22 protein-coding genes are annotated in these 25150 nt (G+C 60.5%); 12 read left to right on the forward strand and 10 right to left on the reverse strand.

Annotation, left to right across the window (positions count from 1 at the left end; genetic code table 11):
• Positions 1-110: 110 nt before the first annotated feature.
• The 8 genes from icmH to tssB are packed head-to-tail and all read right to left on the reverse strand — an operon-like array spanning position 111 to position 8961.
• On the reverse strand, positions 111-917 hold the full coding sequence (gene icmH / locus AC07OF_RS23330) for a type IVB secretion system protein IcmH/DotU (RefSeq protein WP_495073511.1): 807 nt from the start codon (positions 915-917) through the stop codon (positions 111-113).
• Positions 910-2256, reverse strand: a complete 1347-nt coding sequence (gene tssK, locus AC07OF_RS23335; protein WP_495073512.1) for a type VI secretion system baseplate subunit TssK — start codon at positions 2254-2256, stop codon at positions 910-912. The genes icmH and tssK overlap by 8 nt, the downstream gene beginning before the upstream one ends.
• Before the next feature lie 37 nt (positions 2257-2293).
• Complete coding sequence (gene tssJ / locus AC07OF_RS23340) at positions 2294-3730, reverse strand: type VI secretion system lipoprotein TssJ (protein WP_495073513.1); 1437 nt, start codon at positions 3728-3730, stop codon at positions 2294-2296.
• Entirely contained in the window at positions 3727-4752 is a 1026-nt protein-coding gene (gene tssG, locus AC07OF_RS23345; protein ID WP_495073514.1) for a type VI secretion system baseplate subunit TssG, read from the reverse strand. Before tssG ends, tssJ begins: the two co-directional genes overlap by 4 nt.
• Positions 4716-6482, reverse strand: a complete 1767-nt coding sequence (gene tssF / locus AC07OF_RS23350) for a type VI secretion system baseplate subunit TssF (RefSeq protein ID WP_495073515.1) — start codon at positions 6480-6482, stop codon at positions 4716-4718. Before tssF ends, tssG begins: the two co-directional genes overlap by 37 nt.
• A 7-nt stretch (positions 6483-6489) precedes the next feature.
• Positions 6490-6906 carry a type VI secretion system baseplate subunit TssE gene (gene tssE, locus AC07OF_RS23355; RefSeq protein ID WP_495073516.1) on the reverse strand — a complete coding sequence of 139 codons (417 nt, stop codon included), beginning with the start codon at positions 6904-6906 and terminating at the stop codon, positions 6490-6492.
• Positions 6907-8385 (reverse strand): type VI secretion system contractile sheath large subunit, encoded by a 1479-nt coding sequence (gene tssC, locus AC07OF_RS23360; RefSeq protein WP_495073517.1) that lies wholly within the window; start codon positions 8383-8385, stop codon positions 6907-6909.
• A 60-nt stretch (positions 8386-8445) separates the two neighbouring features.
• Positions 8446-8961: a type VI secretion system contractile sheath small subunit gene (gene tssB / locus AC07OF_RS23365; protein WP_495073518.1), complete on the reverse strand. Its 516-nt coding sequence runs from the start codon at positions 8959-8961 to the stop codon at positions 8446-8448.
• Positions 8962-9268: 307 nt separating this feature from the next.
• On the opposite strand from tssB, the gene vasI reads away from it, so the two are divergent.
• The 12 genes from vasI to AC07OF_RS23425 all read left to right on the forward strand — a co-directional run bounded on the left by vasI (position 9269) and on the right by AC07OF_RS23425 (position 23961).
• Positions 9269-9937 (forward strand): type VI secretion system-associated protein VasI, encoded by a 669-nt coding sequence (gene vasI, locus AC07OF_RS23370; RefSeq protein WP_495073526.1) that lies wholly within the window; start codon positions 9269-9271, stop codon positions 9935-9937.
• Positions 9925-11355 carry a type VI secretion system protein TssA gene (gene tssA / locus AC07OF_RS23375; RefSeq protein ID WP_495073519.1) on the forward strand — a complete coding sequence of 477 codons (1431 nt, stop codon included), beginning with the start codon at positions 9925-9927 and terminating at the stop codon, positions 11353-11355. The genes vasI and tssA overlap by 13 nt, the downstream gene beginning before the upstream one ends.
• A 9-nt stretch (positions 11356-11364) precedes the next feature.
• Positions 11365-15018: a type VI secretion system membrane subunit TssM gene (gene tssM / locus AC07OF_RS23380; RefSeq protein ID WP_495073520.1), complete on the forward strand. Its 3654-nt coding sequence runs from the start codon at positions 11365-11367 to the stop codon at positions 15016-15018.
• A gap of 137 nt (positions 15019-15155) precedes the next feature.
• Positions 15156-15599, forward strand: a complete 444-nt coding sequence (locus AC07OF_RS23385) for a CopD family copper resistance protein (RefSeq protein ID WP_038609964.1) — start codon at positions 15156-15158, stop codon at positions 15597-15599.
• Positions 15600-15688: 89 nt separating this feature from the next.
• On the forward strand, positions 15689-17035 hold the full coding sequence (locus AC07OF_RS23390) for an oxygen-independent coproporphyrinogen III oxidase (protein WP_495073521.1): 1347 nt from the start codon (positions 15689-15691) through the stop codon (positions 17033-17035).
• On the forward strand, positions 17019-18407 hold the full coding sequence (hemN, locus tag AC07OF_RS23395; protein ID WP_157192176.1) for an oxygen-independent coproporphyrinogen III oxidase: 1389 nt from the start codon (positions 17019-17021) through the stop codon (positions 18405-18407). Before AC07OF_RS23390 ends, hemN begins: the two co-directional genes overlap by 17 nt.
• A gap of 100 nt (positions 18408-18507) precedes the next feature.
• Positions 18508-19311 (forward strand): AAA family ATPase, encoded by an 804-nt coding sequence (locus AC07OF_RS23400; RefSeq protein ID WP_422419756.1) that lies wholly within the window; start codon positions 18508-18510, stop codon positions 19309-19311.
• The gene (locus AC07OF_RS23405; protein WP_495073522.1) at positions 19295-19876 is read left to right on the forward strand and encodes a cytochrome c oxidase subunit 3; all 582 of its coding nucleotides are present in this window, start codon (positions 19295-19297) and stop codon (positions 19874-19876) included. Before AC07OF_RS23400 ends, AC07OF_RS23405 begins: the two co-directional genes overlap by 17 nt.
• Before the next feature lie 10 nt (positions 19877-19886).
• On the forward strand, positions 19887-20135 hold the full coding sequence (locus AC07OF_RS23410; RefSeq protein WP_476447248.1) for a cytochrome C oxidase subunit IV family protein: 249 nt from the start codon (positions 19887-19889) through the stop codon (positions 20133-20135).
• Between the two features lie 97 nt (positions 20136-20232).
• Entirely contained in the window at positions 20233-20673 is a 441-nt protein-coding gene (locus tag AC07OF_RS23415) for a c-type cytochrome (RefSeq protein ID WP_038609979.1), read from the forward strand.
• A gap of 3 nt (positions 20674-20676) precedes the next feature.
• Entirely contained in the window at positions 20677-22104 is a 1428-nt protein-coding gene (locus AC07OF_RS23420) for a cbb3-type cytochrome c oxidase subunit I (protein ID WP_038609981.1), read from the forward strand.
• 18 nt (positions 22105-22122) lie between these two features.
• Positions 22123-23961 carry a nitric oxide reductase activation protein NorD gene (locus tag AC07OF_RS23425; protein ID WP_495073523.1) on the forward strand — a complete coding sequence of 613 codons (1839 nt, stop codon included), beginning with the start codon at positions 22123-22125 and terminating at the stop codon, positions 23959-23961.
• A 2-nt stretch (positions 23962-23963) separates the two neighbouring features.
• Here AC07OF_RS23425 and AC07OF_RS23430 read toward each other — a convergent pair whose 3' ends face one another.
• The gene (locus tag AC07OF_RS23430; protein WP_038609987.1) at positions 23964-24155 is read right to left on the reverse strand and encodes a hypothetical protein; all 192 of its coding nucleotides are present in this window, start codon (positions 24153-24155) and stop codon (positions 23964-23966) included.
• Positions 24152-24835 (reverse strand): Crp/Fnr family transcriptional regulator, encoded by a 684-nt coding sequence (locus tag AC07OF_RS23435; RefSeq protein WP_495073524.1) that lies wholly within the window; start codon positions 24833-24835, stop codon positions 24152-24154. Before AC07OF_RS23435 ends, AC07OF_RS23430 begins: the two co-directional genes overlap by 4 nt.
• Positions 24836-25150: the final 315 nt, after the last annotated feature.

Raw genomic sequence — 25150 nt, forward strand, 5'->3', positions numbered from 1 at the left:
GTCGCGATCAATGGGTTGACCCGCAGGTCGCCACCGTCGAACTGACGGTGAGTGTTCTGGCCGATGGGCCAGGCTTAACAGGCGCTCAAGACGAGCACGCTGAAAATTGCTTAAAGGGTGAGAATTCGCTCCAGCGAAACCAGTACTTCCTGGGTGATGGCGTTCAGGCGCAGGGAGTAGGCGGTGTAAGCTGCCGCCAGCACGACGGCTGCCAGGGCCCAAGGGGTCCACAATGGCATCGCGCGTTTGATCCGATAGTTACGCGGGGCGACATGGGTCAGCGGGTCGGTCAGGCGCTTGGGTGTTTCGCCGCGTAGCGGACGCAAGAGGGCGTGCAAATTGCTGATGATTTTTTGCACTTCAACGTCGCCATTGACCTGTTTGCCGTATTTGCCTTTGACCCCCATACACAGACACAGGTACATGAACTCCAGAACATGCTGGTACCTGGCTGCTTCAGTGGACATGCGTGCCAGCACGGTGAAGAATTTTTCGCCGCCGAAGGTTTCCTGATGAAAGGCACTGAGCAGCGAACGCTGGCTCCATTCGCAATAGCCACCCCACGGCGTGCTCATCACGGTTTCATCCAGCAACAGGCACAAGCTGTAGGAGTAGGCCTTGAGCGCGCCGGGCTCATAGTCGAGTCGGGCGACTTCTTCCATCACCGTGGAAATCTGGTTGTGAATGCTCTGATACAGGCCAGCGACGTCATCGTGTTTATCGATGCTGCGCAGGCGGATGACCAGGCCGATCAAGGGCATGGCGGCATCGCACAGCGGATTCCAGGACAGACCGCGCAGGTCGAATTGCGGATCAAGTAAACTCACAGGTGGGGTATTAGCCGCATCGGACGATGCAGGGTGGGCCGCTACAGCGATCCCTTCCTGATCCAAAGCGCCTGATGTGAAACTAGTCATGCTTTTCACTCCTGATGGCCCAGAACTGCAGCTCCAGATCCGGGAATTCGCCGGCGATGTGGAAGCCGAAACCGCTGCCACTGTTCAGGCTTTGCCAGGCAGGGTCATGACGATCCAGCTCGAAGTAGCTGAAACCGGCATGGAAGGGCAGGTGCCTGGGCGCCACTGGCAGGGCAATCAGCGGTATGCCTGGCAGTTGCAGGCTGACCAGTTGGCCCAGGGCTTCGGTGGAGCTGATCTTGATCTGCCTGGGCAACTGCTGGCGCAGGGTTTCCAGCGGTAGCTTGGCGCGAACCGCGAGAATGAATTCGGCGTTGTCGAGCAGGCGCTTGTCGTTCAGCGCTGCGCTCATTACTCCGTACTGTTGGGCCTCGATCGGCAGCGATACGGCGCGTGGCTGCAGTACGGTGCCGAGGGCGCGGCGCAGGGTGAATTCCAGGGTCTTGAAGGATGCGTACAGGTTGTCGTGCTGATAAGCCGGGTACTCCTGGGGCAGGTGGCCTTCATCGGTGAAGGTCACCAGTTCGCCGCAGGCCTGGGCAAAGGTGATGTACAGCCGCTCCGGGTGGACATGGCGTTGACGGGCCAGGTGCTGGAACAACGGAAACAGGCGGTTGAGGGTTTGCAGCAGGTTGAAGTCGGTGACATCGGCAACCCCCGACTGGCCCGGTGAGCCGATGCGTGCGGCGAGGTTTCTGGCTCGCTCGCGCATCAGCCCGGCGACTTCACCAAGGTAGCGCTGCAGCGCAGGTACTGCTTGCAAGGACAGGCTGGTAGGGTAGAAATTTTCATCCATGATCAGGCTGCCATCCGGCCGCTTGTCCTGGATTTGCCCGACGGCAATGCCGGTAAAGGCGCTACGGTCATTACTTTGCAGCATCAGTTGCAGGTTCGGTACCGCGAGGTCCATGCTCACCTGACCACCTTCTTCGCTGTGGGTGTCGTACACCTCATGGCGTTTGGCGATGTAGCGGCTGTTGGCGTACTGGTCGGGCCAGCGCACCTCAAGGGCGCCGGCTGATTGCAGTGGCAGTGTCAGGTAGACGATCTGGTTGACTGTGCTGCTGTCGGCGATTTCCAGCGGTGCGGGCGCAGCGAGATCGCCAGGGATATCGAACACGCTACCGTCGGGCATGATCCCGCGGGCCTTGTTGATGGCGATCTTGCCAAAGCTCAGAAACTCAGTGTTCAGCTCCAGCTCGCTGAATCCGTACAGGGCGTCGTTGAGGCTGAGAAAACGCTGGTGCACAGCACCTTCGGTTGCGCGGATCTGCTGTTGAAAGTGCTGGGGTTTGACGAACAGCCCTTCGTGCCAAATGACCGGATTACGTGAACTCATCGAAGGATTCCTTGTGCCGAAGGTGGTGAAATCAGAGTCATCGGGTTTCCCCTTTGAGGTCGACCTGTGCTTCGTCGAGCTGCACCAGCAATGCGTATTGACGGCCGGTGGGCTCGATGCGCAGCCGTTGTTTCCACTGGGCAACCTCGGCACTGTGGTAGTCGGCGATGACGGCGATGAAGCGCACGTCGTTGGCCACAGCCTGAAGATCGACAAACTTGAACTGGCCGGGCTGGAGCAGGTAGTCGTCGGCACGAATGAACGTGCTGCCCAGGGTCTTTTTCAGATCGTCCATCAAGGCTTGGGCGCTGGCGTTGATCAGCAACGAGTCGTCGCTCAGTTGCAGGACCTTGAAGGCGATAGGCGTGGCGATCAGTTGGGCCGCCGCCGGTGGTGGTGGGGTAGACAGGGTGACGCCTGGGGCGTGGTAGTCGCCCAGTGGTACTTCATCAACCATTGATATCTGCAGCGAAGGTACAGGCTCAACAGTCATCGGCGACTGGGCTGGCGCGACTTCGTAAAGATGACTCAGTACATCGTGCAACTTGTCTGTCAGGGCCCGGGGAGTGGCGGCCTGAATGTTCAGGTCATAAGGCGAGGCGTTTGGGCTATCGACTGCTGTGGGGGCTGTACCGGGGCTGATCAGGCGCAGGTTGACGTTATCACTGGCATACAGACTCAGGGAGTATCGACTGGGCTGATCATTCGGACCGCCGACCGCGATCGAAGGGTCACGGATCACCTGACCGACCTTGTCGAGCATGGTGCAACCACCAAGTACCAGGCAGGCCAACATCAACGCCCCATTCCTGACATTGGTGGCCATCCGCACAGCCCGGCGGCGCACCGGGGGGCAGGACACAGCGGATCTGGCGGCCGGCGTAACCATAGGGGCGGGAGCAGGCAGGTCCAGTACGTCAGGCACGGGTAGCACGGGTACGAGCACCTGCATTGCCAGTAGTGGATCACTTTCCGAAGCCTGGTCCAGCGGTCGGCACAGTCGTTCGAATTCGCCGCAAGTGGCCATTGCCGGATCGGTGGACGAGGTCATCTGCAGAGTATCGAGGGGCCAGTCCTCCAGCTCGTCCTGGCGACGGTTGAACAGCTCGGTGACTGAGCGCTGGCTGAGATGGCGTGGATCGTCATCGCCTGTTACGCAGGTCTGAATATGCACGGCAATGCGATATTCCCCCACCTGCAAGTAATCTCCATCATTCAGGCGCACGGTGGTGTTGCGTCCCAGAGGCAGGTCATGGCCATTGACGTAGGTTGCTCCGCACTGGTCGGTGACGCAGAAGCGGCCTTCTTGCCAACGGATCTGGCAATGCTGAGGGCGTACGCTGGCGGAGCGATCATGTAGCAGCCAATCGCAAGCCCGGCTGCCGATGCTGCCGCCACGTTGGTCAAGGCGTTGGCTCGCACTACAGCCGTGGAGCAGTTGTGCGGGATTGCTGATCACCAGGGTCAGGTTCATGCGCGCCCCCTGATCTGCACTGCGCCAGGCTGGCGTTGCTGCCGGTGCTCGATGAAGCTGGTCCAGCCCAGATGTGTGCCGCTCTGGTGTCGCAAGTTGAAGGGTGGTACGTCTTCTTCACGTAGCTGCAGTTGCAGATCGTAGGCCGTGGCGTCGCGCAGCAGGAAGTTCATCAACTGCTGCAAGCGTCTGAACTGCGCACCGCTGGGCAAAAACTCGCGAAAGCGTGCCTGGGTCAGATCGGGGATCACCAGGGTGAATTTGCTCGCGCGGGTGTTGGTCCGCTCACCCACAACAAAGCTGCTGCCCAGCTCGCCATTGGCTTTCCCTAACACTAGCCGTTGCCGCTCAGGCACCAGCACCGAACGGATCTCGAACTCACGGATGTAGACGCCTTGCAGATCAAAGCAATGCTCGACAATGCCGGACACCACCGAGGGGGAACGACTGCGGCTGGCGATCAGTCCGGCAAAACTCAGTAGTCGTCCCCAAGGCAACGAAGTAGTGCCACGCAGGTCGTTGTCGTTGAGGCCGATCAGGGAAAACACATAGCGCGAAAAGCGGTCGCGGGCTTCGCTCTGGAAGCGGATGTAGTAGCGGTGTTTGCGCCAGCTCTGGTGCAGCAGCGTCAACAGCCGGTGATTGAAGAAATCCAGGAACGCCGGACGAATGCCACGCTCCTGGGCCTGTTCGTAAGCCAGCCGCTCCAGGTAATAACTGGGCAGTGGCGAGTCGCTGCCGTGCAGGCCGAAAAATGTGGTTTGTACCCGATACCGGGGGTTGTCGCCGCTATCGCCGTCCAGGTAGTCGGCATACGCGACATCGGATGCCGGGAAGCCGAGCCCCGCATGGCTCTGCAAGCGGATACGGCGACGACTGGCAGGGCTCAACGGCATGGCCTCAAGGTCATCTTCGTGCAGGGCATGCAGCAGTTCCAGCAGACGGTGGAACGAATAGTTCCGTGCGTCGGCCAGCAGCCGGTCGGCTAGATCACGGGTTGTCTGCCGGTCAACAGGGGCCATTCGTAGCGCTCGTTGTTAGTGGTATTGATCACTTCCAGGCGATGGAAGGAGTTGATGCTGGCGTACAGCGCGAAGAAGTGGGACAGCACACTGGCGAACAGATACAGCTCGCCCTCGCAAAGGAAGGCATGCTGGTCCAGCTGCAGGCGGGTCTGTAAACCGCGTACCGGCAAGCCCTTCATCAGCCAGTCGACGGGGGTGGTCAGCGCTTCGCCGATGCCATTGAAGCGTTTGCGCGTGGCCCGGGCCTGCTGCAGGTCATGCAGGGCGGCAAAGTCGTAGGCACGGATCACTGCCTTGAGCGGTTCTGTCGATAGCAACGACAGGTAGTTCAATGACAGGTTGGAAATCAGCGTCCAGTGCAGGCTGCTGTCCAGTACCGGCCGGTAGGCAGGGGTCGGGGCGATGAGGTTGGTGTAGGTGGCGAAGGAGGGCGTCGCCTCGGTAGACCACGACAGGTCGCCGACCGCCAGAGCCTGGGGCAGGTCGCGGTTGCTGCAGGTCAGTTCGATGGACGCGGTTTCACGCTCGCCTATGTAATGGCTTTCGTCGCCACGGACAAAGGCGATGCGATGGCGCAGGCCTTCCCGGCCATGGGAATCTTCGATCTGGGTACGAAAATACAGCGCCTTACGGCCCCTGGCATGTTCGATCTCATGCTGGAATGACTCGAATGGGGTGAAGTTGCGCAACGGATCACCCTGACGTTCCTTGTCGGCGACATCCCAACCTGCTACCCGATCGACGCTGAAAATCTCATAAGCCTCTGGTCGGTTTCCGCTAGGCGTAATACGTCGCTCCAGGCTTCGCCCATCCAGGGCAATGGGCTCGGCGTCGTGGCGGAACAGATTGACCGCCGGCGCGCAGAACAGCTGCAGGTCTGTGGTGCGCAAGCGGATGCTGGTGGGCATGGGCCGGGAAAACTCGAACTCGAAGCGCAGCTGATCTGTGTTGAGCGATGGCCACACTTTGGCCAGGTGAATCAGGCTGAAGAAGTGATAGCGCTGTGGGAATACAAAATACTCCTGCAGTATTCGGTAGCCGTCGAACACATTGCGCGGGTGGGGTAGCAGAGCTTCTTCGGCGCGAAAACCGGGATAGCCGATATCCCGGGTCGACAACGGGTAGCTGTTGTCGTTGATGTGCAGGGTGATGCGTTGCAGATAGTGGGCTATCCACAGGTACAACGTCTGCGCGGTGGCTTGGTCGCCACTCAGGTGAAACTCCAGTTGATCGCACCCCAGACGGTCGAGGGGTTGATGTGTCAGTACCTTGAGGTCGATGCGCATCATCGAAGCTTCACGGCTGTGTGCGTCGCTGACTTCATGCAGTGCCAATGGATACAGGTTGACCTCGGTGCAGGTGCGAAACTCGCAAGACACACCCTCCACCGGCTTGGCAAACAACCGCGTGCCTTTGGGCAGTACCTTGCGTTCACTGATGGCATCGGCCAGCGGTTCAAAGCGCACAATGGTTGCGCTGGGCAGTGGACGTAGGTAATTCGGCCACAGCATCTGCAGCAGGGGGTGGGTCAGTTCCGGGAGGTCGTCATCGATTTTCATCCCGAGTTTTGCGGTGAGGAAGGCGAAGCCTTCGAGCAGTCGCTCGACGTCCGGGTCGCCAGCCTTGTCACCGAGAAACTGCACCAGTTGCGGATTGTCTTCGGCAAACTCGCGGCCCAGCTCCCTCAGGTAGCGCAGTTCTTCGGCAAAGCGTTGTTTCAAACCCATGGCTTCCTCATTTGACGCGCGTATAGCCATCGCGGCCGTGCATGACGACATCGAGCTGCAGCTGCTCTTGCAGGTGGTCGAGCCTTAGCTGGCAATCGAGGCGAAAGTTCAGCTCCAGCGGCAGGTCCGGGTCGGGTTGGTAGCGCACGCCAGTCACTTTGATACGTGGTTCGTACACCTCGACCGAACGGCGAATGTCGGCGCTGATGGCAATCACCAGGTCACTGCTACCCAGGGTGGCACCATTGAAGTCACGCAGGCCTAGTTCAGGGCTGCTTTGCGAGCAGCCCTGACGGGCGTTGAGTACTTGCTCCAAGTGGTGTTTGATCGCCTCGACAGCCTGTCGGGCCTGTTCATGTGGCGCACCTTGCCGATAACGCGGTGCATCGGGTTCCAGGCGCTCGAATAGACCGATCGCGCGCATTTACTGGGTGTCCAGCCGACCAACCAGGGAAATCTCGAAGTTGGCACCCATGTACTTGAAGTGCGGGCGCACAGCCAACGAGACCTGGTACCAGCCCGGATTGCCGGCAACGTCCTGCACCTCGATCTGTGCAGCACGCAAAGGGCGGCGGCTGCGCACATCCGCAGACGGGTTTTCCTGGTCGGCAACGTACTGCTTGAGCCATGTGGTCAGCTCACGCTGGACGTCCTGACGCTCCTTCCAGCTGCCGATCTGTTCGCGCTGCAGCACCTTGATGTAGTGGGCCAGACGATTAACGATGAACAGGTAGGGCAGTTGGGTACCCAGCTTGTAGTTGGTTTGGGCGTCCTGGCCCTCGCGGGTCTTGGGGAATGCTTTGGGTTTTTGCACCGAGTTCGCCGAGAAGAACGCGGCATTGTCACTGTCCTTGCGCATGGTCAGCGGGATGAAACCGGCTTCGGACAGTTCAAATTCCTTGCGATCGGAGATCAGCACTTCGGTGGGAATCTTGGCCTGCAATTGGCCCAGCGACTCAAACAAGTGGACTGGCAGGTCGTCTACCGCACCGCCAGATTGCGGTCCGATTATGTTCGGGCACCAACGGTAACGGGCAAAGCTCTCGGTAATGCGCGTGGCCATCAGGTAGGCGGTGTTACCCCACAGGTAGTTGTCATGGTTGCCGTCGATACCTTCGTCATAGCTGAAACTGCGTACCGGGTTTTCGATACCGTGGTAAGGCGTACGCAGCAGAAACCTTGGCAGCGTTGCGGCGAGGTACTTGGAGTCCTCCATCTCGCGCAGGCTGCGCCACTTGGTATGGGCGGGGCCTTCGAAAATGTCGCTGACTTCCTTGACGCCGGGGAGCTCCTGAAAGCTCTTGAGATTAAAGAACTCGGGGCCGGCAGCCATCACGAATGGCGCATGGGCCATGGCACCGACGGAGGCCACGTAGCTCAGCAGCTTCATGTCCGGGGACGAAGGGCCGAAGGTATAGTTGCCGATCATCGCCGCCACCGGCTCTCCGCCGAACTGGCCGAAGCCGGCGGTGTACACGTGTTTGTAAAGACCGCTGCGGGTGATGTCACCGGCGTTCTCAAAGTCGTCGAGCAACTCCTCTTTGGTCACATGCAATACATCGAGTTTGATGTTCTCGCGAAAATCCGTGCGGTCCACCAACAGCTTCAATCCGCGCCAGGCGGACTCCAGCTGCTGAAACTCGGGCTGGTGCAGGATTACGTCCATTTGCTGGCCCAAGACACGGTCTATCTCGGCGATCATCTGGTCGACGCGTTGCTTGTTGACCGGTTGCTGATGATCGTCGCTTTGCAGGATCTCGCTAATGAAAGCAGCCACACCTTGCCGGGCGACGGCATAGCCTTCCTGGGCAGGACTGATCATCGTGTTGGCCAACAGTTGGTCTAGCAGTGAGGGCTGTTCTTCGGTCACCAGGACCTGGGCGGCGGCACTTTCCTTCGACATGTTTGCTTCTCCGTTGTCAGCTTGAATGCGGGGCAGGGAATAGGGTTAATGCATCGCAAGTTATGCGTCTGATGCAGACTCCGGCGCATCCAGTCCCAGGTTCAGCTCAATGGCCAACTGCTGGCGAGCAGCCTCGTCGGTAAGCAACCGTTGCAGTTGTTTGCGAAACGCCGGTGCATTGCCCATTGGGCCCTTGAGTGCAACCAGTGCTTCGCGTAGTGCCAGTAACTTGTTCAGTTCCGGCACCTGCCTGGCAATGGAGTCGGGGCCAAAGTCATTGATGGATTTGAATTGCAGATTTACATGCAGGTCAGTGCTGCTGTCATTGGATAGTGTCGAGGGGATGGCCATTTCCAAGCCCACGTCAGCTTTGGCCAGCACTGCGTCGAAAGTGTCCTTGTTAATTCGCACAGGGCGACGGTCCTCAAGGCTTTCAGCTGCGCTGCGGCCAGTGAAGTCGCCTGTTATCAACAATTTTAGCGGAAGTTCGACTTCCGCTTGCTGGTCACCTGTGGCGGGAACATATTTGATGTTTATGCGTTCTTTAGGCGCAACGGAGCCGAGCATTTTTGACATGGGAAAGTCCATTTCTGATGTGGTCTATTTAAATAAGAAAGGATATTTACCGTTTTGTCACGTCGGACCGCTCCTGATTTGTTCTGATTTTTATGTGGGAAATTTCTCCGTATTAGTGCTTGCTTATTAATTGTTTGTTTATATTGCTTCTGGGTGTTTGCTGCGGTTACTGTATATATTCTGTTTTCATTGGTGTTGCTGGTATTTTGTTTTGTGTTTGAGTTGTTGTTTTATGAGTTCGAAGTTCAGTTTTCTGTATTTCCTCGAACGCGTACCAATTTCAATACCCAAGGACTGAGGAGTGAATATGCGCAAGCGGGGGCGAAGCGGCTGGGCGGGTTTGTGCGTCTACGCACTACTCCATGGCAGTGCGATGGCGGCGCCAGTGGACTGCACCACCATCATCTCGTCGCTCAAGCGTCTGGCTTGTTTCGATGAGGCTGCTGGAACACCACCCGCACCGACCGTAGCGCAAACAGTGCCGCCTGAAGTGGGCATGCTCCCGGCCATTGTCAATCTGGTGCAACGTAACGAGGCCAGGCGCACGGCCGACGATTTTCGTTTCCTGATGTCCAGTTGGCCGGAGCCGGAAAATCCCAGCGAGCAACGAATGGTCATTTCCGCACCGGCGCTGGGTGTGGCGCCGCCGCGACCCTACCTGGCGATTAGTTGCGAATCGAACATCTCGCGTCTGCAACTGGTGCTGGACGAGCCGCCCAGGCCCAACAGGATTCGTCTGCAGCTGTTCAAGGATGGTCAGCCATTGTCTGCAGCCTACCAGTGGCAAGTGGTGGACGATGCCGGTCTGGTGGTGGACGCCGGTCGCGGCCTGCAGGCCATTTCCCTGCTACGGCAGATGGGAGCAGGACAGCGCCTGAGCCTGGCCAGCGACTATCCACCGCTCGACGGGCTTGTGTTTGACGCAGAAGGCCTGGGAGCGTTGATCGAGCAGGAGCGCCAGCTATGTCGCTGGTAATCGATGTGCCGGCCGATGCGCTTACACAGTTGTTGGCAGCGATTGAGCCTGATCAACCGGCGGGGCATTTCGATGTCGAGGACGAAACCTACCAGGCCATCGATCAGGAGATGGTCAAACTCGGCGGTCTGCGCGAGACCAGCATCGACTGGCCTTACATCGATGAAGCGTCCAGGCAATACCTGGCCACTCAGTGCAAGCACTTTCGTATTGTCGGTCATTTGCACGTGGTGTGGCTGCGTACCCGAGGGTGGCGGCACTGGGCTGATGCCCTGGGGTTGTTGGCCGGAATGGTTGAGTCGTATTGGGAGAGCGCTCACCCCAAACCGGGGCCGACGGGTTACCTGAGTAAACGCAAACTGGTGGCGCGGTTGCTGGAAAACCTAACTCAAGCGCTGCCAAGCCTGGATCGAAGCAGTTTTGACCCCGTCCACCAGATAGCCGCTGAACAGGCTCTGGCCAACCTGTCGAGCTGCGCCGGGCCGGCCAAGCTTGATGCACCGGCAATCGAGTCCTTGCAACGGCACCTGGGCAAGTACAGCGAGCGCGTCGCTCCGGCACAAACCGCGAACGGCCCCGCTTGCGACAGTGTCTTGAGCCCGGCGTTCTTCACCCCGCCGGCGCCGGTGAGTAATGAACGGGAACAACGTCGCGCCTTGTTGAGCATGGCCGAGCAGATCAACCAGCAGGATCCCTATGATCCCGCGGGCTATCAATTGCGGCGCTTCGGCCTGTGGTCGCACTTGCGTACAGCGCCGCCGATAACCCGTGACTGGCGCACCGAACTGACTGCCGTACCCCGCGACATCGTCGACGGTTACCAGGATGCCCTGAGCGCCAATGCCGTGGAGCCAGCCTTGCTACAGCGCATCGAAAAAAGCGTTGTCGCTTCGCCGTACTGGCTGCGTGGCAGTTACTTGGCCGCCAATGTGGCCGCGCGTCTGGCGATGGAGGAGGTGTCTGCTGCCATACGCCAGGCCTGCGAGCGATTTGTCTGTCGTCTGCCGGCGTTGATGACCTTGTGTTTTAACGACGGCACGCCATTTGCCGATGCTCAGGTCCAGGCCTGGATCACCGGTGCCGACCAGGCCGCGACAACTGACAGTCCCGTCCAGGAGTATGCCGGGCTTCGGGACGAATTGCTCAACCAGCTCAATACCGAGGGCGTCGAGGTGGTGCTATTGCGTTTACAGGCGCTGCATGCAGCACAGGGTGCACCACGGCATCGAAGCTACGCCACAGTCATCGCCGCCGACCTGCTGGGGTCCCGTGGGCTGTCGTGGCTGGCGGACGATCTATACGCCAATGTCGCTCGCCTGATGCGCGGTACCACCGCCCAACTGTGGGAGCCAGAGCTGTACCAGAAAGTGGCGCAACACAGCAGCGACAACCAGCTGACTAGAACAACTTTGGAGTAGGAGCAACTTATGGGGAGGGTCTGGAGTTACCTCAAGCGTTGGGGGCTGCCTGTCTTGCGTCAGTTAAACCAGGCCTTGCCGCTGTTGGTAGTGCTGGCTGTGGCGTTGCTGTTGGCGGGTATCTGGTGGCTGGGGCCGCAGTGGAGTTGGCGTGAGCAGCAGCCGCTGGCCGAGCTGGCGATGCGTGTGTCGGCCAGTGTCGTAGTGCTGGTCATCCCGTTGTTGTGCTGGGCTTGGCGGGTGCGCCAGCGTTATCAGTGCTTGCAAGCCGAACGCCAGTACGAGGCGGCAACGCAGGCCGATCCGTGCTTGTCGTATGTTCAGGCGCAGGAGAGGGCACTAGACCGTAGCCTGGATACTCTGCTGAATAATATGGAGCGTCGCCGTTCGCTTTATCAGTTGCCTTGGTACCTTGTGCTCGGCGAAGAGAACGCAGGCAAGACCAGCCTGATCACGCGCTCCAACCAGAGTTTTTCTTTGTCCCATGTCACCAGGACGGGTGCCAGGGCACACCAGGATGACGGCCTGGCCTATCCGATTGATTGGTGGATCGGCAATGAAGCTGTACTGATCGATCCACCAGGTGAGTTGCTCAGCCAGCCTGATCGGGTGGTAGATATTGTGGCTGGTCAAAGTGAAGAACAGAGTGGCCACTCTGCTGTTCAGGCCGATGACAAAGCCCGACCAGTGCTGCCGTCCGGCATCCACCCGCGCCTGTGGCTGCACCTGCTGGACTGGCTGGTGCGCAAACGCAGTCGCCGCGCACTCAATGGCGTGGTGCTGGTCATTGATGTCCAGGCATTGTTGATGCAGCGCCCTGAGCAGCGCAAGGCCCATGCGAATGTGCTGCGCACCCGGCTCTATGAATTGAATCGACAGCTGGGTACCCGTTTGCCAGTGTATGTGGCATTGAGCAAGTTCGACTTGCTCGAAGGTTTTGAAGAGTTCTTCGCCCGGCTTTCCCCCGGTGACCGGGAGAACTTGTTGGGCTTTACCTTCAGCCTGGAGGCGGTGGATGACTTTGATGCCTGGCTGGTGGAGCTGGCCAGTCGATATGAAGATTTTGTCGAACGCATGAACGCCCAGGTGTTCGATAGCTTTGCGCAACCCCATACGCTGAACGAGCGTCACCGGCTCCTGGCCCTGACTCGCCAATTGTCGGGGCTGCGTCCTGCGCTGTTGGGCTTTTTGAGTGAAATGCTCGGCAGTGACCGCTTCACCACGCCTGTGCTCGTGCGTGGGCTGTATTTTTCCTCGGTCTACCAGCGGGGCACCTTGAGCAATGCGTTTGTCGAACAGGCCGGGCAACCCTTTCAACTGGCGCCCCCTGCAGCCGAGGTCAAGCCCACCGGGGGGAAGCTGATCTATTTTGCCCAGCAGTTGTTCCAGCGAGTCATCTATCCGGAAGCAGGCCTGGCGGGCGACAACATCAAGGTCGCTCGCAGCAAACGACGGTTGCTGATTGCCGGGTTCAGCGTTGCTTCCCTGGGTAGCCTACTGACGGTAGGGTTGTGGCAGGTCTACTTCACCATCAACGGCGACAAGGCCGCCAGCGTTCTGGCCAAGAGTCAGGAGTTCAGCGCTCGGGACATCGATACCAAGATCGATACCACGGGCCGTAACCTGTTGGTGCCACTGGACCAGATTCGTGAAGCGGTGTCGGTGTATGGCGACTACCGTGAAGCCTGGCCATTGTTTTCCGATATGGGGCTGTATCAAGGCAGAAAAATCGGCCCCCGGGTCGATGAGGCTTATCTGAACCTGCTTTCTCGGCGTTTCCTGCCGGCCATTGCCAGTCGTGCGCTGGACGCGATCAACGCTGCAGTCCCGGGTAGCCAGCAGCAGTTGGCCGCTTTACGGGTCTACCGCATGATCGAAGACCGGCAGAACCGCCGTCCCGCAATTGTCGAGGACTGGGCGGCCAAGCAGTGGCAGCAGGCCTACCCCGGTCAGGGCCGATTGCAGACGGACCTGATGCGGCACTTGGACTATGCCTTGAAGTACGCCGATGCCGATCTGCCGCAGCATCAAGAACGCATCGCTCAGGTACAGCAGCAGTTGCGTCAACAACCGATGGCGGAACGGGTCTACATGACGCTCAAACGGGACGCACAGGAGCGCATGCAGCACCCTCTGGACTTGCGTAATGAGGTAGGGCCAGCGTTCGATATCGTTTATCACCCGCTGCCATCCGATGACGGCGAAGGTAGCGGGCTGTTGCTGACGCCGCTGCTCACCGCCAAAGGTTTCAAGGGGTACTTCGAGACTGGAACTCGAAATATCATCGAATTGGCAATGATCGACCAATGGGTGCTCGGTGAACGTCAACGGCTGGATTACTCGGAGCAGGACCGCGAAGTGCTGACCCAGCGCATTCGTGCGCTGTATAACGCCGATTATGTGGACAGCTGGCAACGGGCGTTGAATCAGTTTTCGGTGGTTGATTTTCGCGACCTGAGCCATGGCGTGGCGGTGCTGGAACAGGTCACCGGGCCGGCGGCTCCGATGCGGCGATTACTGGAGACCTTGCGCGACAATACGGTGATTTATCCGTCGCTGCCCTCTCTCGAAGGGCAGGCCGCGGCGGTGGCAGACACAGTCGCAGACGCTCAGCAGCAGGCGTTGGGTATTCGACGGGCATTTTCCAGCCTGTCGGAGCTGATCGCCGCGCAGGGCGAGCGACCTTCCTATTACGAAGAAACCTTGCGCACGGTCAGTGCGGTCTATGACTACGCTAAAACCGTGCATGACAGTCCCGATCCGGGCAAGGCTGCGCTGAAGACCGTGCTCAACCGCTTCGAACTGGGCGGTGTCGACCCGATCGCCAATCTGCAGCGTATCGCCGTGGGGCTGCCCGAACCGCTCAATCAGCACATCAGGAAACTTGCCGACCAGACCGCTCAAGTGTTGATGATCGTTGCTTTGGGAGAGCTGGAAAAACGTTGGGACCGTGAGATCTACAGCTTTTACCGTGAACGCCTGGCTAACCGTTATCCGTTTGTGGCGGGCGGTGAAGATGCGTCGCTGGAGGACTTTGAAGCTTTCTTCGGCCCACAAGGGCTGCTGCAAAAATTTCAGGACCAATACCTGAGCGTGTTCCTTAAAGACAACCTCGATGCGTTGTATTCGGACAACCTTGGCGGCTACCTGGTGCGCAGCGATGTGCTGGAACAACTCAACAAAGCCGAACGTATCCGCGACACCTTTTTCAATCATCGCGGCCATCTGTCGGTGCAACTTTCGATCGAGCCGCTGGCCCTGAGCGCCACGCGTCTGAGCAGCATGCTCAGTGTCGACGGCCAATTGATTCCCTATCAGCACGGAGCCCCGCAGCGTACCGGTCTGGTCTGGCCGAACAATCTGGGCAATGTCAGCGGTAGTCAGTTAACCCTGGTCCACAGCAGCGGCAACACTGCCAGCCTGAGTTATCGTGGGCCTTGGTCGCTGTTCCGCCTCCTCAGTCGTGGTCACCTCAATGCACGTACCAATACCAGTGTTGACCTGACCTTTGCCATTGCCGATGGAATGATGCGTTATCGCATTGGCGTCGAAAAAGCCAACAATCCAATCACCCAGCGCAGCTTCGAAGGGTTCGCGTTGCCAAGAACGTTGCTCAATGAGCGGCGGGCACCGCAGCTTGCCGACAAGCTCTCGCAGCGCTGAATGTCGCGGGGCAACGGTTGAAACCGGTGGGCAGGTCACTGCCCACCCCTTAACCTTTCTTGATCCCCATCAACCGCATTCACCCCCCAACCTTGTAGGCTCAAATCCAGGTATAGGATGCGAGCCAAGAGGGTCCAATGACCTACCCATTACTGTTGACCCTGCACCTGTTCGCCGCCTTGATTTTCATCGGCACGGTGTTCTTCGAGGTGCTGTTCCTGGAGCACATCCGCAAACAGCTGCCCGCCAAACTCATGCTGCTGCTCGAACAGGCCGTTGGCCAACGCGCCCGGCAACTGATGCCCTGGGTGTTACTGGTGCTGTTTGGTGCCGGGGCAGGGATGGTCTGGCTACGCTATCTGCCGTTGCTCGAAGCGCCATCAAGTTCATCATTCGGCACCTTGCTGCTGGCCAAGATCGTGCTCGCCGCCAGCGTGCTGGTGCATTTTCTCGGCGCCATGCTGCTGTTCAAGACCGAGCGCATGACGGCCCGCTGGGTGAAGTTCATTCATGCCAGTGTATTTACCCACCTGGTGCTGATCGTCTTGCTGGCCAAAGGCATGTTCTACCTGAGCTGGTAGGCATGCCACCGGCGCTTGATGCAAATCAAGGCGCTCAGGGCGTTATCGGCGGACACTGAAACTCCGCAGCCCGTCTCGGAGCTCCCGTCATGCTCGATGTCCTTCACCCCCGTAACGAGCAGGTCGTTAGATGCGATCAAGGCGTGCTCGATCCCAACAGTTATGTCGATGTCCGCAGGTTTCATGGCGGTGTCGGTTCGCTGGATGTGCTGCGCGCGCTGCGCAGCAGCCGCCAGCAGCAGCGGCCGTTATCGTTGAATGTGCAGGTGCCGACCTGCTTGCGCACGGACAGTCAATCCGTCGAAGCCTATCTGCAAGCCCTGGCCCGGGAGATCGACCTGGTGGGGTGCCACCTGGGCACGCAACAACGGGTCGAGCAATTTCATCTGGGCGGTAGCACGCCTGCCCCCGAGCAACTGCAGCGGCTGATGGCTCAACTGCACAAGCGCTTCAACTTTCTCACCCATGAGAGCGGCGACTACAGCGTCGATGTCGATCTGCACCACACCACATGGGCGGTCATGGGGTTGTTGCGCGATCAGGGTTTCAATCATGTCAGCATCGGCGTGCCGGATATCGGTGAGGGCAGCGAGCTGTCGCAGGACTGCTACCAGAACCCGGCGCCGATCAATTCGCTGATCGATGCCGCACGGACCTTTGATTACCGCTCGGTGAGTGTCGACCTGGGCTACGGCCACGCCTGGCAGACCCCGGCAAGCTTCGCGCTGAAACTGACCACCCTGATTGAGCTGGAACCCGACCGCCTGCAGGTGTTCGACTACGCTCATCCGCCGCTGCGCTATGCCCGATGCGCCCAGCGCGCCGCCAGTAGCGAGCAGGACAAGGCGATGATGCGACGCATCTGCTTCGAGCTGTTGCTTGCGGCAGGGTACCAGCACATCGGCCTGGGGCAGTTCGTCCGCCCGGATGACGACCTGGCGATTGCCCAGGAACGTGGTCGTCTGCGCCGCAACTGTCAGGGCTTTACCCGTTATGGCTATTGCGATCATGTCGGCTTCGGCCTGAGCGCGATCAGCCAGCTCGATGCGCTGTATGCGCAAAATACCGAGGTGCCGGGTGATTACCTGGAACACCTGCAGCAGGGCCAGCTGGCCACTGCGCGCGGCTGGCGCTGCGAAGACAGCGATCAGGTCAGGCAGCGGGTCATGGAGCGTCTGGCCTGTGACCTGCAACTGGATATCCGGGCCATTGAAACCCGCTATGGCCTGAATTTTCAGCAGTACTTCCCGACGGCATGGCGGCGGCTAGAGGCCATGAGCCACGCAGGGCTGGTTGAACTGAGCGAGGGCTTGATCAGCATCCTGCCCGCCGGCCGCCTGGAAATTGATGCAATCTGCCAGCTGTTCGAACAGGAGGTGAACAATTCGGCGCTTTCGTCCCGACACGAGTGGATCGATCATGATGCCTGCCTTTGATTTCAACCGCGCCCTGGTCAAGAAGTACGACCGGCCGGGGCCACGCTATACCTCCTATCCCACCGCGCCGCAGTTCCATGAGGCGTTCGCCGTCGATGATTACCTGCAGGCGGCGCATGCCAGCAATCAGGCGGTGAGCCCCAAGCCGTTGTCGGCCTACATCCACATTCCGTTCTGCCAGAGCCTTTGCTACTACTGCGCCTGCAACAAGATCATCACCCGCAAGACCCATCGCGCGACCGAGTACCTGGCGTACCTGAAGCGTGAAATTGCCATGCAAGGGGCGTTGTTCGATCGCCGTCGCAAGCTCACCCAGTTGCACCTGGGTGGCGGCACGCCGACCTACCTGACCGGCGAGCAACTGGCCGAACTGATGGACAGCCTGCGCCAGGCGTTCAACCTCGACGATAGCGACAACCACGAGTTCTCCATCGAGGTCGACCCGCGCACCATCAGTACCGAACAGATCCAGCTGCTACGCGGCCTGGGCTTCAACCGCCTGAGTTTCGGTGTGCAGGATTTCGATGCGGATGTGCAGGCGGCGGTCAATCGCCGGCAAAGCGAAGAACAGATCTATGCCCTGGTCGCGGCGGCGCGTCAGGCGCAGTTCAAATCGGTCAGCGTCGACCTGATCTATGGCCTGCCGCTGCAGACGGTGCAGAGCTTCGACGTCACCCTGAGCAAGATCATCGCCTTGCGCCCGGACCGGATTGCCGCCTACAGCTACGCCCATCTTCCCGAGCTGGTGCGCGCACAGCGGATGATCCGCCCCGAGGACATGCCACCGCCGGAGCGCAAGCTGGAGCTGCTGGAGCTGACCATCCGCCGTCTGACCGAAGCCGGTTACGTGTACATCGGCATGGACCATTTCGCCTTGCCGGATGACGAGCTGGCCCTGGCACGGGCCAATGGCACGCTGCAGCGCAACTTTCAGGGCTACTCGACCCATGCCGATTGCGACCTGATCGGCCTCGGCGTGTCGGCGATCGGCAAGGTGGGGGACAGCTATAGCCAGAGTGTGAAGTTGCTGTCGCAGTATTACGCGCGGCTGGATCAAGGCATGTTGCCGGTGCAGCGCGGTTACCGCCTGAATCCGGATGACCTGCTGCGACGCGAAGTGATCAACGCGCTGATGTGTCACGGCCGGATCGACTTCGGCACCTTCGAAGCTTCCCACGGCATCCGTTTCCATGACTACTTCGCCGAGGCACTTGAGCAACTGGCCGAACAGGTGGATGACCACTTGCTGGCACTGGAGCCCGGAGCACTGCAGCTATTGCCTCAGGGGCAACTGATGATGCGCAACACCGCCATGGCCTTCGACGCCTACCTTGGCGGCGGGCGCAAGGGCCAGTTTTCGCGTACGGTCTGAGGCTGCTTGACGGCGATCAAGTTTGCCCCGCGCGGCGCTTGTCGCGCGGGGCCTGGCTCTTTAGCGTGGTCTGCGAACCCGCTGCCGAGTCAGGTGCCGCATGAGCCTCAAGCCTGTTTGTGAACCCCGATCCGAACTTTTCTACCAAGCACAGCGCAATGAGCTGGCGCTGTTTGAGCAAGCCTGGCGCCACGGCCTGCCGGTGCTGATCAAAGGCCCCACCGGTTGTGGCAAGACCCGCTTCGTCCAGCACATGGCCCAGCGCCTGAACCTGCCGCTGCACACGGTGGCCTGCCACGATGACCTGAGCGCAGCGGACCTGGTCGGCCGTCACCTGATCGGCGCCCAGGGCACCTGGTGGCAGGACGGGCCGCTGACCCGTGCGGTGCGCGAAGGTGGCATCTGCTACCTCGACGAAGTGGTCGAAGCGCGCCAGGACACTGTGGTGGTCCTGCACCCGCTGGCCGATGACCGCCGCGAGCTGTTCCTGGAACGCACCGGCGAAGTGTTGCAGGCGCCGCCTTCGTTCATGCTGGTGGTGTCCTACAACCCCGGCTACCAGAACCTGCTCAAGGGCATGAAACCGAGTACGCGCCAGCGCTTCGTGGCCATGCGCTTCGACTATCCGCCTGCCGCCGAAGAAGCCCATATCGTACGCCGCGAGGCCGGAGTAGACGCTGCCCTGGCCGCTCAGGTGGTCAGGCTGGGCCAGGCCTTGCGCCGCCTGGAGCAGCATGACCTGGAAGAGGTCGCTTCGACCCGGCTGCTGATTTTCACCGCTCGCATGATCGGCGCCGGGATGAACCCGCGCGAGGCCTGTCTGGCCTGCCTGGCCGAACCCTTGAGTGATGATCCGGTGACGGTGGCGGCGTTGATGGACGTGGTCGATGTCCATTTCAGTTGAGGCCGTTGCAACCCGGCGCTTGCCGGGGGATCTGGCGATGTGGCTGTTCATTCTCGCCGAGCTGTCGGTGTTCGCCCTGTTGATCCTGGCGTTCGCGGTCACCCAGGCCCTCAAGCCGCAACTGTTCGCCGCCAGCCGCCAGTTGCTCGACACCTCCACCGGGCTGGCGATGACTCTGAGCCTGCTCAGTGCCGGGCTGCTGGCAGCCCTGGCGCAACAGCGGGTGCGTCAGGCACGGCCAGGGCAGGCCGCGCTGTTATTGCTGCTGGCGTTGCTGGTTGCCTGCGGCTATCTGGGGCTCAAGCTCGGTGAATATCGGCATTTACTGAGCCTGGGGCTGGGCCTTGAGCACAACACCTTTTTCACCCTGTACTGGATTCTCACCGGCTTCCATTTTCTCCATGTACTGCTCGGCATGCTGATCCTGGCCTGGCTGGCCGAGGGCTGTCGCCGTCGTCGCTACGGGCCGGGCAACTGCAGCGGGTTCGAATCCGGGGTGCTCTACTGGCACATGGTCGACCTGGTCTGGGTGGTGCTTTTTCCGCTGGTCTACCTGCTGGGCTGAGGAGGTGCGCATGCTCGCTTCGAGGTTCTTGCTAGGCTGCTGGCTGGCCCTGGCCGTGCTCAGCCTGGCCACCGTGGGGCTGGCACAGGGCGCAGTGAGCAGTGGCGCGGTCCTGGTGCTGGCGGTACTCAAGGCCTGGTTGATCACCGACGGCTTCATGGAGCTGCGTCACGGCCCGTGGCGCTGGCGCGTCCTGCTGCTGGCATGGGCTGGCGTACTGGCGCTGGTAGTGGGCATCAGCCTCAACCTGCGTGGTTAATACCCGAGTAAAACCATCGGCGTTTCTTGATTGCCATCAAGCAGATTTCCAGCCCTCGCTTCCTATCATGGCCAGGCCAAGCCATGAGGAAGTGACCATGTCAGAGACCTTCACCAAGGGCATGGCCAGGAACATCTATTTCGGGGGGAGTGTGTTTTTCTTCCTGATATTCCTGGCCTTGACCTATCACACCGAGCAGACCTTTCCCGAACGCAGCAATGCCGCGCAATTGAGCGACGCCGTGGTACGTGGCAAGACGGTCTGGGAGCAGAACAACTGTATCGGCTGCCACACGTTGCTGGGCGAGGGCGCGTATTTCGCGCCGGAGCTGGGCAACGTGTTCCAGCGCCGTGGCGGCGAGGAAGGCTTCAAGCCCTTCATGCACGCCTGGATGAAGATGCAGCCTTTGGGCGTGCCGGGGCGCCGGGCCATGCCGCAGTTCAACCTGAGCGAGCAGGAAGTCGACGACATCGCCGAATTCCTCAAGTGGAGCTCGAAAATCAATACCAACGGCTGGCCGCCCAACAAGGAGGGCTGAGTGATGAGCAGTGCCAATCCCCATCTGAAATTCGCTTCGCAAGCCGTGGCCAAACCTTACTTCGTGTTTGCCCTGATGCTGTTTCTCGGCCAGGTGCTGTTCGGTTTGATCATGGGCCTGCAGTACGTGGTTGGTGACTTCCTGTTCCCGGCCATTCCCTTCAACGTTGCGCGCATGGTGCACACCAACCTGCTGATCGTCTGGTTGCTGTTCGGCTTCATGGGCGCGGCCTATTACCTGGTGCCGGAAGAGGCGGACCGCGAGCTGCACAGCCCGAAACTGGCGATCCTGCTGTTCTGGGTGTTCGCTGCCGCCGGTGTGCTGACCATCCTCGGCTACCTGCTGGTACCCTATGCCGGGCTTGCCAGGCTGACCCACAACGAACTGCTGCCGACCATGGGCCGCGAGTTCCTCGAACAGCCGACCATCACCAAGATGGGCATCGTCGTGGTGTGCCTGGGCTTTCTCTACAACATCGGCATGACCTTGCTCAAAGGCCGCAAGACCACGGTGAGCATGGTGATGATGACCGGGCTGATCGGCCTGGCGGTGTTCTTCCTGTTCTCCTTCTACAACCCCGGCAACCTGGCCCGCGACAAGTTCTACTGGTGGTGGGTGGTGCACCTGTGGGTCGAAGGGGTGTGGGAACTGATCATGGGCTCGATGCTGGCGTTCGTGCTGATCAAGATCACTGGCGTCGACCGCGAAGTGGTGGAGAAGTGGCTGTACGTGATCATCGCCATGGCGCTGATCACCGGCATCATCGGTACCGGACACCACTTCTTCTGGATCGGTGCGCCCGAGGTCTGGTTGTGGGTCGGCTCGATCTTCTCGGCGCTGGAGCCATTGCCGTTCCTGGCCATGGTGCTGTTTGCCTTCAGCATGGTCCGCAACCGTCGCCGGCAACATCCCAACCGCGCCGCCACGTTGTGGGCCAAGGGCACCACGGTGACGGCGTTCTTCGGGGCCGGTGTGTGGGGCTTCCTGCATACCCTGGCGCCGGTGAACTTCTACACCCACGGCACACAATTGACCGCGGCCCACGGCCACCTGGCGTTCTACGGCGCCTACGCGATGATCGTCATGACCCTGATCAGCTATGCCATGCCGCGCTTGCGCGGGTTGGGTGAGGCCGCTGATGAGCGCTCGCAGAACCTCGAGGTCTGGGGCTTCTGGCTGATGACCTTGTCGATGGTGATGATCACCCTGTTGCTGACCGCGGCCGGTGTGGTCCAGGTCCTGCTGCAACGCTGGGCCGAAGACGGCAGTGCCTTGCCGTTCATGTCCACCACCGAGCATCTGCGCGGGCTGTTCTGGGCGCGCTTGGTCAGTGGCCTGGGCTTTATGGCGGGGCTGTTGTGCTACTTGCTGAGCTTCCGCCAGCGCGGCCGCGCAGCGTTGCGCGCGCCGGCCCGGGTAGTGCCGTCATAAATCGTGGCAGGAGGCAACATGGCGTTCAGCCTTGAACTGGAAGAGTGGGTTGGCAGTGTCTGGCATCGCTTTATCACCCGCCGCGCCAGCCCGGATTTTCCTCAGGCGGGCATTGACCTTGCCCCGCGTCAACGCGCCCTGGCCCTGTTGTTCCGGGCCATGGGCGGGGCTGGCAACCAGGGTGTGGAGGCGGCCAGCGAGCGCGATCTGCTGCTGCGCCGCACGCTGTTGCAGCAGATCGCCGGTACCTGCAAGCAGGTGCCGCTGGCCTGGTGCGACGGGCGCAATCTGCGCTTGCCCAGCCACCTTGCGGTGTTTCCCGAGGCCGGGTTGAACGAGGAACTCTATCGTTGGCTGGCCTTGTTGGCGGCACACGCAGGGCCGATGCGGCACTGGGGGCGGGACAACCAGCGCTGGACCCAGCGTTTGTTGCAGCGCTACCCGGCGCTGGTGAGCCGTTACCAGCGGCTGGTCGACGCCCACCTGCAACTGCGTCCGGACCCGGCCGCGATGAGCCCTGCCGAAGCGGCCCTGGAGCGCGCGCTGCGCCAGGCCTTGCGCGAGCCGGGCAGCGTCAGCGAGTTTCCCCGCAGTGAACGGGCAGCCTGGCCGTTGCCGCTGTGGCTGTACCCGCCGTTGCATCAGCCAGGTGCTCCGGCCGGTGACCTGGAGGACTCCAGCGAACACCTGGCAACAGCGCCCGGCGAGCAGCGTAGCGGCCGTAAACGCGCTACCCGCATCGATGAAAATCGTCGTGAGGGCGGGCTGCTGGTGGTACGCCTGGAGAACCTGTTCAGCTGGACCGAACATGTCGACCTGGACCGCTGGAGCGACGACAGCGAAGACCCGGATGCCGCGCGGGTCGCCGACGATCTTGATCAGTTGACCCTGTCGCGCACGCGCTTGCGCAAGGGCGGCGGCCTCAAGCTGCACCTGGATTTGCCACCCGCCGAGGTCGACGACATTCCCTTGGGCGAGGGCATCAAACTGCCGGAATGGGACTATCGCACAGGGCGTTTGCAGGCGAACTTCGTCAACCTGCAGCTGTTCGAGCCACGTGATTGCCAGGCGCAGCCCTTGCCAGCTCGCCTGCAACCGGCGGCGCGGCGCCTGCGCCGCCAGTTCGAGCAGCTGCGCAATGACCGCCAATGGTTACGTCAGCAGCCTCAGGGCAGCGAGCTGGACCTGCAGGCCTGGCTGGATTTTCACGTCGAGCGCAGCCATGGCCAGTGTGTCGAGCGCGGCCTGTTCATGGCGCAACGGCAGACCCGTCGCGACCTGGCTTGCCTGCTGCTGGCCGATGTGTCGATGTCCACCGATGCTCACCTCAACGATGAACACCGGGTGATCGAGGTGATCCGCGACAGCCTGTTGCTGTTTGGCGAAACCCTCTCGGCCCTGGGGGATGACTTTGCCTTGTACGGGTTTTCTTCATTGCGTCGCCAGCAAGTGCGCCTGCAGGAACTCAAGACGTTCGCCCAGCGTTACGACGACAGCACGCGCGGCAAGATTCAGGGGCTGACGCCGGGTTACTACACGCGCATGGGCGCCGCGATTCGCCAGGCCACGCGCCTGCTTGGCAGCAGCAAACGGCGGCGCAAGCTGTTGCTGTTGCTGACCGATGGCAAGCCCAATGATCTGGATCTGTATGAGGGGCGCTATGGCGTCGAAGACACCCGCGAGGCGGTGCGTGAAGCGCGGCGGCAGGGGCTGATCCCGTTCTGTATCACCATCGACCGCAAGGCGGCTGACTACTTGCCGTATATGTTCGGCAGTAATGGCTACAGCCTGATTCGCCAGCCTGAACAGTTGCCGCTACGCCTGCCGCAACTGTATCGCCAGCTGACTCAGCCTTGAGCCTAACGTGGTAACCAGAACACCATCACCACGCAGAACAGCGTCAGGCCAATGCAGAACCACAGAAAGCGCAATTGCCGCCGGGCCGCAGCGTGCGCCTGTGAGGCCGGAAGCGGCATGCCGCATTGCTCGCAGGTGACGCCCTGGGGCGGATTGCTGTGTTGGCAGTACAGGCACACGGGCAGGGCCTTCATTCGAATTGCTCCAGCCGTGGGCGGTCGAGAATGACGATGCGCCGTCCGTCCTGGGTGATGATCTGTTCATCGATCAGGCGGCGGATGATCCGCGAGAAGGTTTCCGGCTGGATCGACAGATGGCCGGCGATCAGTTGCTTGGCCATTGGCAGTTCGAACTGACGCTCGACCGGCTGGGCCTGCATCAGTTGCGTCAGCAGATAGCGCACTACCCGGTGGGTGGCGTTCTTCAGCGACAGCGTCTCGATTTCGTTGACCCGCTGATGCAGACGCACGCACAGCTTGCCGAGCAGGGCGAAGGTCAGGCGGCTATTGTTCTGCAGCAGGCGCATGTAGGTGTGGGTCGACAAACGATAGAGCTGCGAAGGGCCTATCGCTTCGGCCGAGGCCACATAGTTCGGGGTGTCCATCAGCATCATCGCTTCGGCGAAGGTTTGCCGTGGGCCGACCACTTCAAAGACCTTTTCCTGGCCGTCGGGGGTCAGGCGGTAGATCTTCACCGCGCCGGCAATCACGAAGTAGAACGCCTCGGCGGGCTCGCCCTGGTGGAACAACGGTTCGCCCTTGTCGACATTGAGCAAGTGGCTGGACGCCATCAGCTCATCCAGTTGTTCGTCATTCAACGGCTCGAACAGGTGATGGCTGCGCAGAATCTGGTGATGGACGCGATGCAGGACCATGGGAGTTCATCCTCAGGCTGGAGGGGAAGGGCGCCTCAGACAAGACTGAGGGCGACGCGGCTGGCGACGGCAATGAACGAACTCAAAGCGGCAAACCACGCCAGCGGCTGGATGATGTTTCTCATGTGAACTCCAATGGAATGACTGACAGGCCTGTTCAGCAAGACTCGGGCCAGGCGCCAGGCCCGCGGATTTACTTGCTGTGTCCAGTGCTATGGTTAAAACAACCCTTGGCATTAGGGTAATAAATACCCTTGCAGGGTTTTTTCTACCCTGTGGGAGCGGGCTTGCCCCGCGATGCGATGTGTCTGACAG

It is taken from the genome of Pseudomonas sp. GW821-FHT10B02, assembly GCF_059415665.1.

Bases quoted from the DNA above. Each gene is read 5' to 3' on its own strand.
- icmH (WP_495073511.1), bottom strand. From the start codon at position 917: ATGACTAGTTTCACATCAGGCGCTTTGGATCAGGAAGGGATCGCTGTA.
- tssK (WP_495073512.1), bottom strand. From the start codon at position 2,256: ATGAGTTCACGTAATCCGGTCATTTGGCACGAAGGGCTGTTCGTCAAA.
- tssJ (WP_495073513.1), bottom strand. From the start codon at position 3,730: ATGAACCTGACCCTGGTGATCAGCAATCCCGCACAACTGCTCCACGGC.
- tssG (WP_495073514.1), bottom strand. From the start codon at position 4,752: ATGGCCCCTGTTGACCGGCAGACAACCCGTGATCTAGCCGACCGGCTG.
- tssF (WP_495073515.1), bottom strand. From the start codon at position 6,482: ATGGGTTTGAAACAACGCTTTGCCGAAGAACTGCGCTACCTGAGGGAG.
- tssE (WP_495073516.1), bottom strand. From the start codon at position 6,906: ATGCGCGCGATCGGTCTATTCGAGCGCCTGGAACCCGATGCACCGCGT.
- tssC (WP_495073517.1), bottom strand. From the start codon at position 8,385: ATGTCGAAGGAAAGTGCCGCCGCCCAGGTCCTGGTGACCGAAGAACAG.
- tssB (WP_495073518.1), bottom strand. From the start codon at position 8,961: ATGTCAAAAATGCTCGGCTCCGTTGCGCCTAAAGAACGCATAAACATC.
- vasI (WP_495073526.1), top strand. From the start codon at position 9,269: ATGCGCAAGCGGGGGCGAAGCGGCTGGGCGGGTTTGTGCGTCTACGCA.
- tssA (WP_495073519.1), top strand. From the start codon at position 9,925: ATGTCGCTGGTAATCGATGTGCCGGCCGATGCGCTTACACAGTTGTTG.
- tssM (WP_495073520.1), top strand. From the start codon at position 11,365: ATGGGGAGGGTCTGGAGTTACCTCAAGCGTTGGGGGCTGCCTGTCTTG.
- AC07OF_RS23385 (WP_038609964.1), top strand. From the start codon at position 15,156: ATGACCTACCCATTACTGTTGACCCTGCACCTGTTCGCCGCCTTGATT.
- AC07OF_RS23390 (WP_495073521.1), top strand. From the start codon at position 15,689: ATGCTCGATGTCCTTCACCCCCGTAACGAGCAGGTCGTTAGATGCGAT.
- hemN (WP_157192176.1), top strand. From the start codon at position 17,019: ATGATGCCTGCCTTTGATTTCAACCGCGCCCTGGTCAAGAAGTACGAC.
- AC07OF_RS23400 (WP_422419756.1), top strand. From the start codon at position 18,508: ATGAGCCTCAAGCCTGTTTGTGAACCCCGATCCGAACTTTTCTACCAA.
- AC07OF_RS23405 (WP_495073522.1), top strand. From the start codon at position 19,295: ATGTCCATTTCAGTTGAGGCCGTTGCAACCCGGCGCTTGCCGGGGGAT.
- AC07OF_RS23410 (WP_476447248.1), top strand. From the start codon at position 19,887: ATGCTCGCTTCGAGGTTCTTGCTAGGCTGCTGGCTGGCCCTGGCCGTG.
- AC07OF_RS23415 (WP_038609979.1), top strand. From the start codon at position 20,233: ATGTCAGAGACCTTCACCAAGGGCATGGCCAGGAACATCTATTTCGGG.
- AC07OF_RS23420 (WP_038609981.1), top strand. From the start codon at position 20,677: ATGAGCAGTGCCAATCCCCATCTGAAATTCGCTTCGCAAGCCGTGGCC.
- AC07OF_RS23425 (WP_495073523.1), top strand. From the start codon at position 22,123: ATGGCGTTCAGCCTTGAACTGGAAGAGTGGGTTGGCAGTGTCTGGCAT.
- AC07OF_RS23430 (WP_038609987.1), bottom strand. From the start codon at position 24,155: ATGAAGGCCCTGCCCGTGTGCCTGTACTGCCAACACAGCAATCCGCCC.
- AC07OF_RS23435 (WP_495073524.1), bottom strand. From the start codon at position 24,835: ATGGTCCTGCATCGCGTCCATCACCAGATTCTGCGCAGCCATCACCTG.